Raw genomic sequence first — 18,284 nt, forward strand, 5'->3', positions numbered from 1 at the left:
AATTAGTTTATTCCAGGAAATCGAACACTGTACAAGGATTTCTTATATTGGTGGCACGGGCTTTCTAGCCCGTGCGAACAGGCTGGAAAGCCTGTTCCACTAAAACAAAGCCATCTCCTTAAGTTGACGATTAGGAGCATTTAGTCAATTTTTAGAGATATCCTAAAGACTGTTTAAAACGGAATGGAATCTATTGCCAGTTGCATCAGTGCGGAGGGGAAAATTCCGAAAAACAGAATGGCCGCAGTGCTCACCATCACGAGAGCGCCCATCCCCTTGTTGATGGTGAAGGGGACTTCCTCGTCTTCTTCGTGAAAATACATCATCACGATCACGCGCAGATAGAAATACACTGAGATCACGCTGGCGATGACTGCCAGGATCGTTATCAGGGTGTATCCGGATTTGATCGCGGCGATAAAAACGTAGAACTTACCGAAAAATCCAGCAGTTGGGGGGAAACCCGCCAGGGAAACCATGAACAGGCTCATCGCCGCCGCCAGCAGAGGACTGCGCTTGGCCAGACCTTTAAAGCGGTGAATCGAGTTGCCTTCCTGCCCTTCGCCTTCCATGATGAACACGACTGCAAAAGCGCCGATATTCATGAACAGATAGATGGCCAGATAAAAAATGATGCTGGCCATGCCCTGCTCACTGTTGGCCACGATGCCGATCATGAGATACCCGGCATGCGCGACGCCGGAATAAGCCAGCATGCGTTTGACGTTGTTCTGAAAGATAGCGGCGATATTGCCGACCAGCATGGTCAGCACGGATGCGCCGAACAGGAATGGCATCCAGACTTCCTCCAATTGCGGCAGGGCGATATAAAAAATCCGGGCGATGAGGGCCATAGCCGCCGCTTTAGTGGCAACAGACATGAATCCGGTGATGGGAGTCGGGGCGCCCTGGTAAACGTCCGGTGTCCACGAATGGAAAGGCACCAGCGACACCTTGAATGCCAGCCCGCAAAACATCAGCGCCATGCCGATATAAACCAGCAAATTGGAACTGTAAGGGTTTTCCTTGATCAATTGTCCGATCAGCCGAATCTCTGTGGTTCCCGTTCCCGCGTACATCAAGGCCATGCCGTACACGAGGATGGCAGATGCGAAGGCTCCGGTCAGCAGGTATTTGACCGCGGATTCCTGAGAAGACAGGGTTTCCCAGGAAAGCTCGAGTTTCGCCGAGGGCGTTTCCCGTCCGGTTCCATGTTTGGCCGAAAATCCACACAGGATATAAAGCGCTACGGAAAATATTTCCAGAGAAATAAATGCAGTGATCAGGTTTCCTGATTTTGCCAGAAACATCATTCCCATCACGGCGAATAGAATCAAAGAGAAATATTCAGCCTTATTTTCGTGATCGGGTTGCGGGTAGCGCACCGAGCCGAAAATGGCAAACAGGGACATTAGTAGAAAAATGATGTTGAACGTCTGGGAAAACCGGTCGTTCAGCAGGGCATGGCTGAACATTTCAGGGTCTTCGCCGCTGGAAGCCGTCGGCGCCAGCCCCCAAAGGTAAACGGAGAAAAACAGCGCGATCACCACTCCAGAGAGCGCGGTCTGTGAAAGATAAGGGTTTGAATTGAGATTTTTGTTGAGGCCCGCCATCAACACAAACAAAGCGGTGATCAGAACCGTCAGTTCCGGAGCCAGGGCGAACCAATTCATGTCTGAAAAATTAATGAGACTCATAATTTAGAATTTGTCGCCAAGAGGCATTCTTGAGAGATGGCTTGAATATAGTACGTACATGCATGACGTGTAATGCATTTTTTATAGCATTTCCTCATCTTTTTCAAGGAAATGTTTCTTTATAAGGAAAAATTTCGTATGCTCATTTGTGTAAGAGTGAGCAATTTTGAAGAGGAAAAATCGGAATTCGGAAACGCTTATGCAGCCTCTTTTTTTAGATTATAATTGATATCCCAACCCAACTTCAGGGATGCCTCCATGTTGCTTCTTAGATTAACTTTCCTATTACCGACCATCGCGTTGCCGATATTTTTTTTCGCAACAACCGCTCCTGTCTTTGGCGCTTCCCAATTTAACATTCCCGTCCAGGTCACGACACATCCGGGCGAGGATTTTGCTCCCACCCTGTCGGCGGACGGCAGGCGAATGATATTTGTTTCCAACCGTTCCGGAAATCTCGACTTGTGGTTGAAGCATCGAGGTCCTGGGGTACAGCCCCTGGATGAGCAGTTGACGTATCACAGCGCTGAAGACAATTCTCCAAAATTGAGCCTCAGCGGCAAGCGGTTGGCATTTGTTTCCCATCGGTCCGACCCCAAGGGAGATATTTATCTCCTGGACCTGGAAAAGGGGAAACCGGAAGCGACCCGGTTGACGCTGGCGGACTTGCCAGAAGAAGACCCGGAATGGTCGCCTGATGAAAAATTCCTTTATTTCACATCGACCCAGCCCGAATCCAGGGAGCGCGGAATCTTCAAGATCGAGCTGAAAACGAAATCGAAATCTCTGGTGATCGAAAACGCAGTGAACCCCGCGATTTCTTTCGATGGGAGCTACCTGGCCTTTGTTTCCAGTGATGGAACCCGTGATCTGTGGGTACAGGATCTAAAAACCGGAGCTCGTGTGCAGATGACTTCCGGTTCTGCCATCGAAGTCACTCCCTCCTGGTCAAAAAATGGAAACCACATCTATTTCACCCGCTATCAGGAAGATACTAATTTTGACGGCGAATTGACGATCGACGACAACCCCAGCATCTGGAAGGTCGAATGGGTTGCCGGAAAGCCGGGAAAATTGCGTCAGCTCACAGACAGCCGGTCTTACGATTTATTTCCAGCAAGCAGCGTTGCCGGGAAGTTGATCTTTACCTCCAACCAGCAAAACAGTATCGATATATGGGAAATCCCCGCGGAAGGATTGTTGCCCACAGCTTCCGGTTACGGCAATTCTCTTCAGGTTGTGGATGACCTGTGCTCTGGGCCGGAGGGATACTCCTATCTCTGCCTGGCAGGTTATACCAATCTTATTTATGAGTTTGATGACGAAGAAAGCCTCGCCCGCACCCGTTACCGCCTGGCATTGGGATTCAAAAAAAGGGGGCATCTGGACACCGCCCACCGCATGTTTGAAGAGATCATCAAAAAGCATCCCGATGAAAAAGAATATCGAGGACTGGCGGAGATCGACCTTTTATTGCTGAAGATGAACCGTTCGCGTGATGAAGGCCAGACTGTTTATAGGGAAAATGTCAATGTCGGGTTGGGGTTTCTGGAGAAAATCGCCCACCGTTATCCCGATTCGACGGCTGTCGGGGCGCGTGCGTTTTTCGAAACGGGAAACCTTCATTTCCAGTTGGACCATCAGAGCCGGGCTTTGGAGTTTTACAAAAAGGTCATCAATCAATATCCAGGCCAGCGGTATCTTTCTGCCGGAGCGGCGTTTTCCCAGAATAAAATCTATTCCCTGGTGGGAGATCAGGACCGTCTGGTGCAGACCTACGTGCAAGTGGTGCAGGATTATGATGATGTGGATTTCTGGACCGATAAGGCAATCGATGAAATTTTAAAAATCTACGAAAAACAGCCCACCCTGGAAAAGAAAGTTTCCAGTCTGCAAGCCCTCACCAGCAAATATAAAGACCTTCCTCGTTTGGCCGGCGCCATTCAGAACCGGATTGGGGAACTTTTTTATAAAGCCAATGAAAACCTGTTGGCCAAGGAAGCCTACAAAAAAACCATCGACCAGTTTGCTCAAGCGAATTCTCAGGTGTTCAATGCCAGGGTAGCGTTGGCAAACATTTATTCTGAAGAGGAAAATTTTGACAAAAGTCTGACGCTCTATGATGAAATTTCCGCCAGTTCCGATTTGCTTGAGGACCACCGGCAAAAAGCAAAGGCGGGATGGATTCGCAAAATGGTGGAAAAGGGAACTTGGGAATTGCGAGTTGGGGAGGTCAAGCTGGCCTTGAAAACCTTCCTCAAGCTGATTGATTTCAGCCCCGACTCCGTGGAAGCCCATAGAGGGTATCTTCAGGCGGCTGCGGCATTGAAAAAAATTGATCCTGCGATCCGGTTTTATAAGGACCGGTTGAAGAGTCGCAAAGATTCCGCGGTGGATCATTATGCTCTGGGGTTGGCCTACACCTACCTTTCTCTGACGGATCTTGCGCAAGCGGAAAAGTCAGTCTCCCAGGCGCTGGCGATTGATTCCCAGCAGGTGTTCTTTCACCAAACCCTGGGCTGGATTTATGAACAAAAAGAGCGCCTGGCTAAAGGGGAAGATTATCTAGAGCGGGCGGTGTCCGAATACCAGATGGCCCTGGCCTTGAACGATGAAACCGTCGATCCCGATAACGAAGCTGACTTGGCTTTGAACCTTGGCAATGGGCACTTTCTGTTGAGCAACCATTTTTCCGCCTACCATTATTACAACAAAAGAAAATCGAGCGGCGTTAAATTTTTTAATTCCGAGCGTGAAAGCATTTTTCATCAGAGATTCGGTGAGAGCGCTTTCAAATCGGGATTCCATGACGAATCCCTGGTGCAATATAAAGAAGCCCTTAAGATCGTTTCTGAAACAAATGATCTGAACCGAATGGCGGAGCTCAACGACCGGATCGCTCTGGTCTATCAGGACAAGGGAGATCATGCCAAGGCGGTGGAATATTTCTCCAAAACTCTGAAGCTCAATCAGCAGGCGGGCAACCAGGTGTCGCTTTCCCGCTCTCTCCGGAACATCGCCAATAATATCTTCATGCTCAATCAGGAGAAGGCCAAACCGGATACTCAATCCATGAGCCAGGCGCTCAACGATTATTTTCAGGCTATTGAAAGCCTCGAAAAGTACGGGGTGGTACAACGCGCGAAAAAAAAAGAGAAAGACGGGCTGATCAACCTGAAGGTTGAAACCGGCGTGGGCGAGGACGTTTCAGGGGCGGCCACCGGGTTTGATCTGGTGGGCGAACAAAAACTTATTTTTCATTACATAGGTAAGATCTACAGCGATTTTAAGGAGTATGGGAAGGCGATCGAATATTTTAAAAAGAAACTGGCCTTGATCCCTGCGGACCTGGATGTTGAGAAAAATATCCCCATTAGTTTAGAAAAAGCCCTGCTGCAAAACCAGATCGGAAACTTTCTTTTTCACGAGGGCCAGTATGATGCCAGTCTCGATTATTTCAGGCAGTCCTATCAACTCAGCCGAAAATTGAACAATAAGTACGGGATAGCTGTCAACGCCGCGAATATCGGTCGAGTGGTTTTTACCAAGTGTCAGTATCAACCGTTAGCGCCTCTGAAAAAGGAAATCGAAGCCGTTATTAAGCTCCTGGAAGAATCATCCAAAGAGATAGGGCCGATGGAAACGTTTTCCAGTCCGGAATATATCCTGCTCGCCAGGAATTATCTGGGAATATTTAACCATTACCTGGGGTTTTATTTCCCGACGAGAACTGAGGACGAAAAAGCCCCGAACCCATCACTGAAATCGTTGAAGGCGCTTGTCGCGGCTTCGACATTGGGATTACGGCAGGACTACGATTATATAAAGCGATCCCGGAGTCATTTTGAAGAAGGGATTGCCCTGCTTTCTAAGAGTAAAAAATCGTTTCCCGAACTGGAAACCGTCCTCCAGCAAAACCTGGCGTTAACGGTTGGCCTGGTGGGAAAAGAGAAAGACACAGAGAAAAAGGAACCCGAAAAAGTTCAACCGCCTCATCTTAGGTGGCAATACAAATATATCGAGTCTTTGGTTGCGGAGCCTTCCCAGCGTCTGCCTGTTCTTTTGGAAGCGGAGCGGCTTTTAGCGGCGCTTCCCTACGGCGTTGTGTCCAGGGATTTTTCTACCCTGGCGATGGTGGAAGATCTGTATCTCGCGCTCACCCGATTATTGTACGACGAGGAAAAATTTTCCGAGGCGTTGGTTTTTTCAGAAAAGGGACGCCAGCAGTTGTTGGTGGCCCTCCGACCTGGGCTGGATCTGATCGACGAAGACCGGCGCAATTATTACGATGAACTCAGCGGCTATGCAAGCCGATACCTGGCGTCGGCCTCCCTTGAAATGGAGGGCAAGGGAGATGAGGCGAAGCAGGGAACCGAAGAAATTGTGGAAGAATACCGGGAAGTTCTGGGCGCTTTGCAGGAAGAAAATCCTGCTTTTGGCGCATTGTTTTCCCCGTACGTTCCTTCGCTTGAAGAAACTCAGGGTCAGCTTCGTGCCGGAGAGACTCTGTTAATATATCAGAGGGTTTTTGACCGCCTGCTGATTTGGGAAATGGATTCGGAATCTGTTCAGGTTCGCCAAATTGCCATAAATGCAGAACTGTCCGAGCGCATCATGCGTCTGGGAAGAGAAGGCGCTGAGCCGACAGCCTCTGATCTGAAGTTGATTGCCAAGCACCTGATAGTCCCTGTTCAGGACTCTATCCAAAAGAGCCAGTCATTGACACTCCTCGCCGATGGCGCATTGGAGTTTCTTCCCTGGGCGGCCCTGCCTGCGGGCGGGAAGACTTTGATCGAAACGCTTCCGGTGACGTTTATTTCTTCCTTAGCGCAACACCATTTTTCCGAATCGCAAAAAAATCTTTACAATTCACGCATTCTTGGTGTGGACGCTTCCGGGTTCGATAAGGTGGCCGCCGGTTTCGCTTCTGCCGTCAACCTCACAGGAGACCAAACCGATCTTGATCACTTTCGCAGTGTGTGGCCGCATTATGGCGTGGTGAATATCGACAGCCGAACCCACCTGGGCCGGCTTGATCCCTCGGACTCGTTTATTAGCATCGGTGGACGGCAAAATCAGTTTCAGCGAGTCCAGCTTCGCGACCTTTTCATGCAACCTTCGGAAGCAAACCTGATCGCCTTGAATAATGTCGAACCGGAGTTTCATCCAGAGCTGCGATTGTCCCCCACCGCACCTCTGATTCAAGCCCTGACGAGCAAGGGGTATCCAGGGATTCTTTTGCGCAGTGGGGCGTTTGATCCCGCCATTCACGCGGAAATGATGGGAGCTTTTTATAAAACTTTTCGTCAGGAAAAACCGGCCGAGTCGTTACGGCAGGCGCAAATGGAAATAAGCAAGCGTCACCCGGAGTCCTTGGCATGGGCGGGCTATCGGTTTTACGGATTTGCAGGGATGGAGGACGCGGAGAAACAGGAGTTCGCCCAGACTCATTTTATGGCCAACGCCAAAGACGGCGCCCAGGCGTTTACGGATAAGAATTGGCTGGGAACCATCGATCATTTGGAAAAGGCTCTCGCCCTGGTGGATTTTCTGCCGGACAAGAGTCTGGTTGAAAGAATCATCAAAACCCTGGCTCAGGCCGCTTATAACCTGGAAGATTACCCGAAGGCCATCGGCTACCAGGAAGACCTGGTGGCACGCGCCCGCAAAAAAGAAGATCCTGAAGAACGGGCGGAGGCGCTTTATTTTCTCGGAATTTTATATTCCCGAGCGGAAAACTATCCCGTAGCTGTTGGCCATTTGCGTGAGGCGCTGGCCATTTATGAGAAAAACGAAATTCTGGACCGTCTGGCTGAGAATTACAGCACGCTTGGAATCGTTGAAGAAAATGCCCTCGATTTCGACAAAGCGCTGGAAGCATTTACTTCTTCCCTGAAACTGAACGAAGAAATTGGCGAAGACCTGAACCGCGGGCGGGAACTCAGGCGTATCGGCAGAATTTATTATCTGCGGCTGAACCAATACGCGCAGGCAAAAAAATACTTTCAGCAGGCTTATCAGCTTTTCGAGGAATTGGGACATAACGAGCAGAAGGTGGAAACTCTGCTGGAGTTGGGATTGGTCTCTGAAAAACAGGGGGACTTCACCCCGGCCCTGGATTTTTATCAACAGGCCCAGTCTCTGGCCGCCGCCGAAGATCTGCAAGCGGGGCTTTCCAAGGCCCTGCTGTATCAGGCGAATTCTCACTGGTTCCAGGGAAATTATCAGAAAGCCTTTCGTTTCCAGAAAGAATCACTGGAGACTGCCGAAGCAATTGCGGACAAACGCCAGCAGACTTTTATCTACAACACTCTCGGCTTGATCTACTGGACCTTGAACGATTCTGAACGCGCTTTGGAAAATCTGAATCACAGTCTGGAACTGGCTGAGGCAATTCAGTCCCCTCTGGATGTCGCTTCCGCCAACAACAACATCGGTCTGGTTTACCGCAAAGACAAAAAATACGAAAAGTCTATCGAGTTTTTCAACAAGGCTCTGGCAAAAGACATCCAGCTTAAATCCAAATGGGGACAGGGGTACACCCACCGCAACCTGGGAATGAGTTTTATGCGCATGAAACAATTGGATGTGGCGGAAACTCATATTGCCAAAGCGATGGAGCTGAGCCGCGAGATCGGCAACCAGATCAACCTGGTGAAATCCATGCTCGAGTCCGGTCATCTGGCATTGGAAAAAAATGAATGTGAAAAGGCCATTCCGGTTTTTCAGGAGACCGGCCAGCTTGCGGCGAAATTGAATATCCCCGAAGTGCACTGGCGGGCCTTGAGAGGGCAGGGAGCCTGCCTGGCAAAAGCCGGAAAACTGGCGGAAGCCGTGGACCCCTATAAACAGGCGGTGGCGGTAGTCGATAGCATGCGCGCCGCGATCAAGGTCGAAGAATTTCAAAACGGTTTTCTGACCGATAAACAGGATGTTTACAAAGAATTGATTCTCGTCCTGCTGGATCTGGGACAAGTGGAGGAATCCTTTAACTACGCCGAGCGGGCTAAATCCAGAAGTTTTATCGACCTCTTGGGCAATCAGAGAATCAGTCTGAAAAACGATGTCAGCCAGAAACTATACGATCAATTGACCGATCAAAAACAAAAGATCCGTTCCATTGAAGACGCGCTTGGCGTTGCCCGGTCGGGGCCGGATGAAGGAGTCATCAAGGAGATTGCGGCGAATCTGGTGAAAGCTCGCAGTCGTTATCAGGATCTGTTGATTCAGGCCAAAGAAGAAAGCCCTGAAATTTCCAATTTCGTCACTGTGGAGGCCATCACTCTCAAGGAACTGGAGAAACTGCTGGAACCGCAGGTAGCCCTTGTCGAATACCTGGTGACTGAAAACGAGCTGGTCGCCTGGGTCATCCGCCAGAGTGGGATTGAGGTGGTGCGCACTCCCGTGAAAGAGGCGGACCTGGGAGCGCTGATTGCGGATTACCGCAAACGCATGCAACAGTTAGCGCCTTTGGATGACCAGACCGCGCAACTTTATAACTGGTTGATCCGGCCCATTGACCCCTTGATTGCCGAAAAACGGGTATTAGGCATCATTCCTCACAGTCATCTGCATTACATTTCCTTTTCTTCTTTAAGGGATGGGGAAAGTTATTTGATGGAAAAACATCCCCTGTTTTTCTCACCCAGCGCCTCGGTACTTCAATACACCTTTAACAGGAAAATCGCCAAGGGGCGATCGGTGAAAGTCCTTGCTCTGGGGAATCCCGATTTAGGTGACCTCAATTACGACCTGCCTCTGGCAGAGATGGAAGCCAACGCCATCAAATGGGATTTCCCTGAGATAGATGTTCTGACACGAGAAAAAGCTACCGAAAGCTGGCTCAACGAACACATCGGGGATTATCAGATCATTCATATCGCTTCCCACGGCGAGTTCGACCCGATCAACCCTCTGTTTTCATCGCTGAAGTTGACCAAGGACACGGCGGCGGATGGAAACTTTGAGGTCAATGAGGTGTTTTCCCTCAATATCAAAGCGGATATCGTCACCCTGAGCGCTTGCCAGACGGGGTTGGGCCAGATCACCGGCGGAGATGAACTGGTGGGTCTGAACCGGGCATTTATCTATGCCGGAACGCACTCCATTTTGTCGTCGTTGTGGCGGGTCAGCGATATTTCAACCGCGATTCTCATCAAACATTTTTACCGCAACTATGCACAGGAAACGAAAGCGGAAAGTCTACGTAAAGCCCAGCTCCTGGTGAAGCGGCTGTATCCGCATCCTTCTTATTGGGCGGGTTTCAATTTGACCGGGGATTACCGTTAGGGGTGTGCACCTGTTTGGAGCCTGTCGTTAAATTGGTGAATAAGGAGTCCATCTTTATTGCCAGGTTCTTTTGGTAGAGTTGACCGTCCAACTACCAGTGCTATCTGCAAATCGTTAATCTCGTCATCGCGAGCCGCTATAGGCGGCGCGGCGATCCAGGTTTTCTGGATTGCTTCGCCATGCTCGCAATGACGATCATTTATCAAAGGTCTTTTATTCGGCACGAAGTAGGGTTTAGTTAGCCATAAACCCATCGCGCGTAAATATTGGGTCCAGCCCCCGGCTGGTTATCGTTTCGCGGGGGTGAATCGATGCACAATCAGCCAGTAGGCCAGCGCCAGACAGAGCACCAACACTCCATACAGCAAGACATCCATCGTTTTTGTAGTAGAAAGTGAGAAAATGAGAATTTTGCGGATGAGAGCCGCGATAGCGAGGACGATGAAGGCCTCCAGAGCAAATTTGCCGCCACGCAGGTGATTCATCTCTTCATGGATCAACTCGATGGCCGCCCACAGGATCAAGAGACTGCCGAGAACGGTTAAAATTCCTGTTTCTATAGCCGACTTTCCGGAAAACAGCAGATAGACATCGTATCCGAACAAGCCGATGGCAAAAAATGCCACCATCACCAACGCGACTGCCAGCAGATAATTAAAATAGGAACTGGTTTTTTTCAGGAATCCCAATAACGTCTTTTCAATGCTGGAGAGGGATAAATAGCGGCTCATCTCCTCCTCTCGATAAGAACTGGTCAGCACATCCAGATTGATATCGAGAATCCTCTCAATGGCCTTGAATCTGTCGGTTAAATCCGCCTCATTACTAAATTGTTGGTTGACGCGACCCAGGGTAAAAACCCGAACGTAATTGAACGCCGCATTGACATAATGGGTGGGAAGACCGAGTTTGACATGGATTTCTCCTATTTTATAAAGCTTCAGGAAATAGGAGATGCCATAAGCGCCGCCGAAAAGATCCAGATACCATTGGCGGATTTTACTGCGGTGCCGGGTGAGAACCGCTTCATCTTTTAAAAAATCCGCTGTTTTTCCAAAACTCCAGACAAATTCGTAAAACCCTTCCAGGAATTCATCGGCGGATGATTCCAGTTGCGGTTTCATTTGCAACAGCAAAGCTTCATCCTCTTTGGTGAAACGATAGTTGGCTTTTATAGCGGGAAAATCTTTTTGAAATCCGGTGTCCATAATAGGGGATGATTTCTTTTAATGCTGAAACGGTAAAAAAGTCTGGCTCTCAGGGCAATTATTACGTGGGAAATGCCGGGAAGACCTGTCCCGCTTCCAGAAGCACCCAGCTCTCTGAGGTGTCTCCCAGGACCAGCTCCAGAGAGTCGTCCAGTTTTATCATGGGAAGAATATCCGCAGGCAACCGCAAATGGATTGTTTCGTTTTCCTTACGGCCTTTAAGAGTGACCATTTGGTTTTCGATATGAATTACTGAAAAAATATCGTTGATCGTCTTAACAATCGCTGGATGGTTTTCCAGGGTGCGTCCGGATTCGTGGTCGAGAAGGTGACTGAGTTGCAGGCATCGCTCCTGCATGGAACACAAATCCTTGATCAATGCCATGAGGTTGAACTTGGAGAAGCCGTGCTCAATGCCACTTTTATCCATCCATCTGAAAAAGGAGTACACATCAAATAGAATGGTGTTTATTTCGTCATTTTCAGAGACGGAACTGAAAGGCAGAAATGCCACGACAAAATAACTGAGATGAGAACCGTCCAGATCCGTCGGAGGAGCGGTCACCCAGGGCTTGTCATCTGAGTCCTCATGAGATAACCCCGCCTCTAAAAGCCCGGTGTGAAATAACGAGAGACTGTATCCCAACTCCGGCGTCAGCATCGTAGGGTCTTGTCTTACTCTGGTTTCAATTGCATATTCCCGCATCAACTCATAAATTCCCATAAGTTCCTAAGCCTTATTTAATTGTTGCGGAGCAGCATTCTTTTAAAATGCGTAGACAGGTATTGATATCTTCGGTTTTAAGGTCGCCCATATTAGCAATCCGAAAAATTTGGTTCATGAAATTTCCCTGGCCAGCGTAGATCACAAATCCGTTGTTTTTGAGCTGGCTGTGCAATTCGGAATAAGTGATGCCATTTGGCAGACGAAGGGCAGTGAGGCCGTTGGACCGGGTGGCTTCAGGAATCAGAAACTCCAGCCCCATTTCGGAAAAGCCTTTACGAAACAGATTGGCGGCCTGATTGTAACGCTGAATTCTTCCGGCGACCGTTTCTTCCAGCAATTCGTCGAGCGCTTCATCGAAAGCGTAATGGATTTGTACCGCCGGAGTGAACAGCGTGTCTCCGGCTTCCTGGGCCCCATGATGTTTCACCAGATTAAAGTAAAGCGACCGGGCGGGAATATAGTTCAGCCGACAAAGATCATTTTTGCGAAACAGCACAAAGGCAACACCGGGAAGACCCTGGAGGCATTTGTTAGCCGTGCCGATGGCGAAATCTATGAGACAGGTTTTGAAGTCCAACGCATCCCCAGCCAGAGAGCTGATACAATCGACGAGGAATTTTTTTTCATATTTTTGTGCCAGTTGACTCACCGATTGAATCGGGTTCAAAAGGCCGGTCGTGGTTTCATGATGCACCATAGCAACCACTTCAATGTCCGGGTGTTTCCTTAAAGCATTTTCTATATCTTCCAGGCGGGGCGATTCTCCCCAGCCATAAGTAACTACATGTTTTTGAAATCCGTAGATATCGGCTATTTGTGAGATGCGTTCGCCGTATACGCCATTTTCTATGATCAAAATGGATTTCCCTGGACTCAGGCAGGAGGACACACCCATCTCCAGAGCGGCGGTTCCAGAACCGGAGATGAGAACCGCGCTGTATTCGTTCTCAATGTCAAAAGCTTTCAGCAGTTTTTGGCGGATCGAACCCATCAGGTCGGCAAACTCTACCTCCCGATGACACATGTCGCCTCTTAGTAGGGCGTCCCGCACTCTGGGGGTCACATTGACCGGGCCGGGGTTTAGCAGAACAGGTGGTTTCAAGGGATTAATTTTCTGAAGATTTAGAAATTATTTTTAGCGAGTTGATTCAAACGCAGTCTAACCTAACAGCGTGCGAGTTAGGCAAAATTTTTTAGGTTAGAGACAAGATTTTTTCAATATCTGGAAGCCGTATTATCCTCATAAAAGTCCCGTTGAGGATACTCATTGAAAACAAAGGAAATCCTGTTTACACTCAAATCATGCGTTCTTTTTTTTACATTATGATGGGTTGTGTTTTATTTGCCGATGGATTATTTTTTGTTCCGCAAGCGTCGGCGGATGATTCCAAACTGACGATTCCCATAATCAAATATCGTGGCGGCAACTATAAACCGAGACCGGAAGCGGTGAGAAGCCTGATGGCGCAACTGGCCAGCAGAACATCCATTGAGGTCAACCGGGAAGTGGTCGAGATAGAACTCACCGACCCCGACTTGTACCGCTATCCTTTTATCTATATGGCTGGAAATGCGGCGTTTGATCCTTTTAATAAAAAAGAGTTGCGGATACTAAGGCACTATCTGGGCTTTGGTGGGTTTCTTCTGATCGATGACAACTCCTCCAAAGCGAATTCAGGGTTCGATGCATCGGTCAGGGAGTTGATGTCGCGGTTATTTCCAAAAATCCCCTTGCAGAAGATAAACCGGGACCATTCCATTTACCGGTCGTTTTATCTGATCAACCGGGCGGTGGGACGTGTCGTTGTTAATCCCTTTTTTGAAGGAATTTCAGTTAAAGGCCGGACCGTTCTGGTTTATTCAACCAATGATCTCGGCGGCGCCTGGGCCAGGGACAAACTGGGACATTGGAGCTATGACATTATCGCCGGTGGAACCGCGCAAAGGCAGGGCAGCATCCGGCTGGCCGTCAACATCGTCATGTATTCCCTGACTCTGGATTATAAAAAGGACATGGTGCACCTGCCCATCATCCTCGAAAGATTGCGAAGACACCCCTCCAAGTGAACTTCCTCATCGAACTCCTCGGTGCCAGCCCGGCGGAATATAACGAGTGGAGCATTCAATGGGCTCCTGAAAATATTGAGCTGATTCTCACGTGTCTGGCGGTTGCGGTTCCACTGGCATTGTGGTTTTTCTGGACCAGCATGGCCCGTATCCCCTCTCGCTTGAAAAAAGTTTTCCTGTTCAGTTTGAGAGTGTTTGCGTTTATTCTTCTGGCTCTCCTTCTTCTCAAACCGCAACTGGTGTTAAAAAAAAGCCATTCCCAGGAAAATTCCATTGCGGTTTTGCTGGATGACAGCAAAAGCATGGCCATTAAAACGTTTCCCACTGAGGAGACGAGAATCGACCTGGTACGAAAGACGATTCTGGCGAACCGGGAATATTTTGACAGTTTAAAAAAGGATTACAACGTCGAGACCTTTTTTGTCTCTGATCATATCGATTCCATCGCCGACGACAATTTGACGGAACGATACCAACCCCGGACGCCGAACACCGATTTCAGCAAGGTATTTTCGGATTTAAAAAAGCATTATGAAAAGAAACCTCTGCAGGGGGTTTTTCTGTTTACCGATGGCGCCGATCTGGCCCAGGGGACCGGCGATCCTTCCAGCGAATTTTTGCAATTGCTTGCCGGATTCAAAGGTCCAATTCATACCTTTCAGGCGGGTACTAATGAATCGTTTAAAGATCTGGCGATTCAAAGCCTGGACGCGCCTGATTTCGGATTTGTTCACCAGCCGATCGATCTTGCCGTCACTCTGTACGCATCGTCGATGGGCAATAAAAATGTTTCGCTGGTGCTGAAAGAAGGCAACGACATCCTCATATCGAAAATTGTGGAGGTTCGGGAAGATCAGGTTCTCTATAATGTGGACTTGCAGTTCACTCCCAAGACCCTGGGCAACCCTGTTTATTCCCTGTCCGTTCCACTGTTTGCGGGGGAATCCATTACGACCAACAACCAAAAAGATTTTCAGATTAAGGTCATCCGCGATCGTACCCGTGTGCTGCATCTCAATGGCCGGCCTTCCTGGGATTCCCGTTATCTGCGTGAGGTGTTGGTCAGCAACCCCAAGGTGGACCTGTTGTCTTTTTTCATTCTCAGAACGCTGGGCGACGATGTGGGGGCGCCAACCTCGGAACTCAGTCTGATTCCTTTTCCTTCCAACTTGCTGTTCAGCGATTATCTCAATTCGTTCGATTTGATCATTTTTCAGAACTTTCGGTTTGAGTCGTTCATCGACAAAAGTTTGCTCAGCAATCTCAAAAACTACGTGTTGAAAGGCGGAGCGTTTTTGATGATTGGCGGCGAGCTATCCTTCCAGGGGGGAGGTTATGAACGGACTCCCATTGAAGACATTTTGCCGGTCAACATGCAACGGGGAGTGAAGGAGTACTTGAATGAGGAGTTTCGTCCCGTGCTGGGGAAAACATTGCTGCACCACCCCATCCTGCGTCTGGAAAAGCAAGCGGAGTCCAACCAAAAAACCTGGCAATCTCTTCCCCCGTTAAGCGGTTTGAATCTGGGTCTCGTACCGAAACCCGATGCCAACGTTTTGGCCGAATATAGAACCGCCGAGGGCAAGCCGTCCCATCCTGTTTTAGTTGCCGCTCAAATAGGGAAAGGCCGAAGCGTCGTGCTGGCGACTGATTCGTCTTGGAACTGGAATTTTCGCAGTGTGGGGGAGGGGGGCAGTGGCAGGTATTACCAGAGATTCTGGAATAATGTGATTGCCTGGATGACTCACGCTCCGGAGACCCGTCTGCTACGGTTGGAAACGGACAGGGAAAGATACCGGGAAGGCGAAGAGGTTCTCATCAAATTCAATATTCTTAAGGAAGACTACACACCCTCGGCTGGAGAAAAGGTGAACCTGACAGTTGTTAAAGTCACCGGCGAGCGCGAAAAGCAATTGTTGGAATCGGATCAAAACGGCGACGGGGGTTTTCAATTTCTTCCTGACCGGTCAGGGTTTTATTCAGTTCAAGTCGAAGTGGACCGTAAAGGGGAAAAAATCTCCGATGCGATCAGCTTCGGTGTTTTGGGAGACAATGCCGAATTCGACAAGCCCCTGGTCAACGACGCCTTGTTGAAAAATGTGGCCGAGATCACTGGCGGTCAATACGTGGTGCTGGACGAAACTATAGATCTGACGAACTACAAGTTTAAAAACCCGGAGGTCCTGGTGCAAACCAAAAGAAAAACGTTTTCATTGTGGAACAACTGGTGGGCCTACGGTCTGCTGGTGGGGGTTCTCATGCTCGATTGGTGGACCCGTAGAAAATCCGGCTTGAGTTAAGACCGATTAAATGTAGCCTTCTGAAACCATAATGTTCATTGTGATAAAAAAAGATTTCAGGTAATATCAAGCGCTTGGACGGGTGCGGATTGAATTAAGAGCATCTCTAAATATTAGTTTTTACAGAAAATAGAATCGTGTGCAAAATTTACTTAAATCAGTGGCACGGGCTTTCCAGCCCGTGCGGACAGGCTGGAAAGGCGGAATTAAATTCCGCACTTCCGTATAACCTTTAAGGGTAGGTCGCCTGTCCTGCTAAAACAAAAGACGCTTCTTTGAATTGGCGATTCGGTGCCGTTGTCAATTTTTAGAAGTGCCCTTAATTTAAATCAGTCTGATTGGGCGTTAATCGTTTGTTGATAGAAGGGTACTATGCAAAAAAAAACCAAGAGCGGGCCAAATATTAAGCGGTGGGTGCAGGATCGCATCGTTTTTCTTGCACTGGTCATTTTTTTGCTTGGCGGATCGGCTTATATTACCGCCGATCATTTTCTCGCGTCCGATAATATCTGGCTGCATCCCATCAAAGAGTTTTCCCTGCTGATCTCTCTGATCGGCATCGTCTCCTTCGGCTATGAAGTTTTTTTGCGAGAGCTGACCTTTAAGGAGTACAAGGATGCCCTGCAGGAACTTTTGAATCCGGATGCGGTTCGATTAGGCATTGAAGGTATTTACAAGAATCGTTCGGAACTGGGGCAGGCGACTTCTTTTGAAGGCCTGTTTAAAAACGTAAAGCGGGAAATTTTCATCGGCGGGTCGTCGCTGCTGTCTATTTCCACCTCCAGCCGGGAACTTCTCAAGGAAAAAGTGCTCAGTGGCATCCACGTCAAGCTTTTGCTAATGGACCCCAATTCTCCCGTGGTGAGTCTCATCACCCAACAGGGCGGGGGAAAAAATACCTTTCTCAACGAAATCAAAACATCGCTCCTGCTTTTACAGAAAGTTGCGGATGAAATCGCAGAGGTTTCAGGGGCATCCTCCTCAAACGGCAAGTTGATCGTTCATACCTACGATACTATTCCGTCCCATTCATTTATTTCGGTGGATTCCGGCGACGCCAGTGGGATCATCCTTGCCGATATCGGCCCGTACCTGGGGCGCACCACACCCCGTCCAAGCATGTTGGTCGTTAACAAAAGAAACGGGATGTATCATTATTGGAAGGAAATGAACGACCTGATGTGGGAGAAAAGCAAGCCGGTGGACCTCGCTCCCGCTGAATCCCTGGCTTCCAAAACCAAAACCCTGGTGTTTGCCAGCGGCAGGGAAACGGAATTTTACGATGTCGAGACGGGAAGCTGGCGTCCGGCTTCCATTGCCCAGATGGACCCGAGTTGGCAGGGAATCAAGGGAAGCCATTGGATCTGGATACGCGAGTCGGTGACTCTGGAAGAAGCGAAAACCGGCAGTCAAAACAAATTTTGCGTGAAATTCAGTATTCCTCCCGGAAGGAAGGGGGCGTTGATTCGTGGCGAGTTGTTCCTGCGTTCCGATGACGCCTGTCACATCACCGTCAACGATGTCGGGTTAAAACAGGAATATGGCGGGTCGGATTATCCAGATCCGTTTATCATCGATATTGAAAAATACGTCAAAGATGGTGAGAACACCATCTCATTCGAGCTTATATCCTTCGCCAAACCGGACGCCGAAACTCCCGAAGACAACCGAACCGGCCTCATCTATCGCCTGCACATTGAATACCGGGAGTGAGTGTTGTGACTCGAGTGTCGTGTCACGACTGATAAACCCATCAGACCTCGAACCTCACCTCTAAAATTCCCATTCTATTGTTTTCTAAATATTTCTGGGTTTAGTCGCCAAGCCCCGCCTGTTTGCAACACTGTTTTTTTAGGTATCATTTGTGTGGTAGATTTATTGTCTCACATCTGAATTGATCTCTTCCCAAACTCCTCAATGTCATTGAAAATAAATGGAGCCAGGTGAAGGCCAACCTTCTATTTTACAGCGTTTTTTTTCTTTCCAATCACGTATT

The 18,284-nt window shown here is 48.8% G+C and carries 8 protein-coding genes; 4 read left to right on the forward strand and 4 right to left on the reverse strand.

Annotated elements, in window-relative coordinates; genetic code table 11:
* Positions 1-173: 173 nt before the first annotated feature.
* Positions 174-1,697, reverse strand: coding sequence for an NADH-quinone oxidoreductase subunit N (locus O3C58_09130; GenBank protein ID MDA0692017.1), 1,524 nt, complete (start codon positions 1,695-1,697; stop codon positions 174-176).
* A gap of 258 nt (positions 1,698-1,955) precedes the next feature.
* Here O3C58_09130 and O3C58_09135 point away from each other — a divergent pair, with 258 nt between their 5' ends.
* Positions 1,956-9,986, forward strand: coding sequence for a tetratricopeptide repeat protein (locus tag O3C58_09135; protein MDA0692018.1), 8,031 nt, complete (start codon positions 1,956-1,958; stop codon positions 9,984-9,986).
* A gap of 287 nt (positions 9,987-10,273) precedes the next feature.
* On the opposite strand, the gene O3C58_09140 is transcribed toward O3C58_09135, so the two are convergent.
* The 3 genes from O3C58_09140 to O3C58_09150 form a co-directional block, all read right to left on the reverse strand.
* Positions 10,274-11,194: a protoglobin domain-containing protein gene (locus tag O3C58_09140; GenBank protein MDA0692019.1), complete on the reverse strand. Its 921-nt coding sequence runs from the start codon at positions 11,192-11,194 to the stop codon at positions 10,274-10,276.
* A 61-nt stretch (positions 11,195-11,255) separates the two neighbouring features.
* Positions 11,256-11,918 carry a hypothetical protein gene (locus tag O3C58_09145; protein MDA0692020.1) on the reverse strand — a complete coding sequence of 221 codons (663 nt, stop codon included), beginning with the start codon at positions 11,916-11,918 and terminating at the stop codon, positions 11,256-11,258.
* A 13-nt stretch (positions 11,919-11,931) separates the two neighbouring features.
* Complete coding sequence (locus O3C58_09150; protein MDA0692021.1) at positions 11,932-13,023, reverse strand: alanine--glyoxylate aminotransferase family protein; 1,092 nt, start codon at positions 13,021-13,023, stop codon at positions 11,932-11,934.
* 200 nt (positions 13,024-13,223) lie between these two features.
* On the opposite strand from O3C58_09150, the gene O3C58_09155 reads away from it, so the two are divergent.
* The 3 genes from O3C58_09155 to O3C58_09165 all read left to right on the forward strand — a co-directional run bounded on the left by O3C58_09155 (position 13,224) and on the right by O3C58_09165 (position 18,001).
* Positions 13,224-13,988 (forward strand): DUF4159 domain-containing protein, encoded by a 765-nt coding sequence (locus O3C58_09155; protein ID MDA0692022.1) that lies wholly within the window; start codon positions 13,224-13,226, stop codon positions 13,986-13,988.
* The gene (locus O3C58_09160; GenBank protein ID MDA0692023.1) at positions 13,985-16,288 is read left to right on the forward strand and encodes a glutamine amidotransferase; all 2,304 of its coding nucleotides are present in this window, start codon (positions 13,985-13,987) and stop codon (positions 16,286-16,288) included. Before O3C58_09155 ends, O3C58_09160 begins: the two co-directional genes overlap by 4 nt.
* A 372-nt stretch (positions 16,289-16,660) precedes the next feature.
* Entirely contained in the window at positions 16,661-18,001 is a 1,341-nt protein-coding gene (locus tag O3C58_09165) for a hypothetical protein (GenBank protein ID MDA0692024.1), read from the forward strand.
* The last annotated feature ends 283 nt before the right edge of the window (positions 18,002-18,284 follow it).

The sequence above is a fragment of the Nitrospinota bacterium genome (assembly GCA_027619975.1).
Taxonomy (GTDB): domain Bacteria; phylum Nitrospinota; class Nitrospinia; order Nitrospinales; family VA-1; genus JADFGI01.

Excerpts from the sequence above, each read along its gene's own strand:
- O3C58_09130 (MDA0692017.1), bottom strand. The coding sequence starts at position 1,697 with ATGAGTCTCATTAATTTTTCAGACATGAATTGGTTCGCCCTGGCTCCG.
- O3C58_09140 (MDA0692019.1), bottom strand. The coding sequence starts at position 11,194 with ATGGACACCGGATTTCAAAAAGATTTTCCCGCTATAAAAGCCAACTAT.
- O3C58_09165 (MDA0692024.1), top strand. The coding sequence starts at position 16,661 with ATGCAAAAAAAAACCAAGAGCGGGCCAAATATTAAGCGGTGGGTGCAG.
- O3C58_09155 (MDA0692022.1), top strand. The coding sequence starts at position 13,224 with ATGCGTTCTTTTTTTTACATTATGATGGGTTGTGTTTTATTTGCCGAT.
- O3C58_09135 (MDA0692018.1), top strand. The coding sequence starts at position 1,956 with ATGTTGCTTCTTAGATTAACTTTCCTATTACCGACCATCGCGTTGCCG.
- O3C58_09145 (MDA0692020.1), bottom strand. The coding sequence starts at position 11,918 with ATGGGAATTTATGAGTTGATGCGGGAATATGCAATTGAAACCAGAGTA.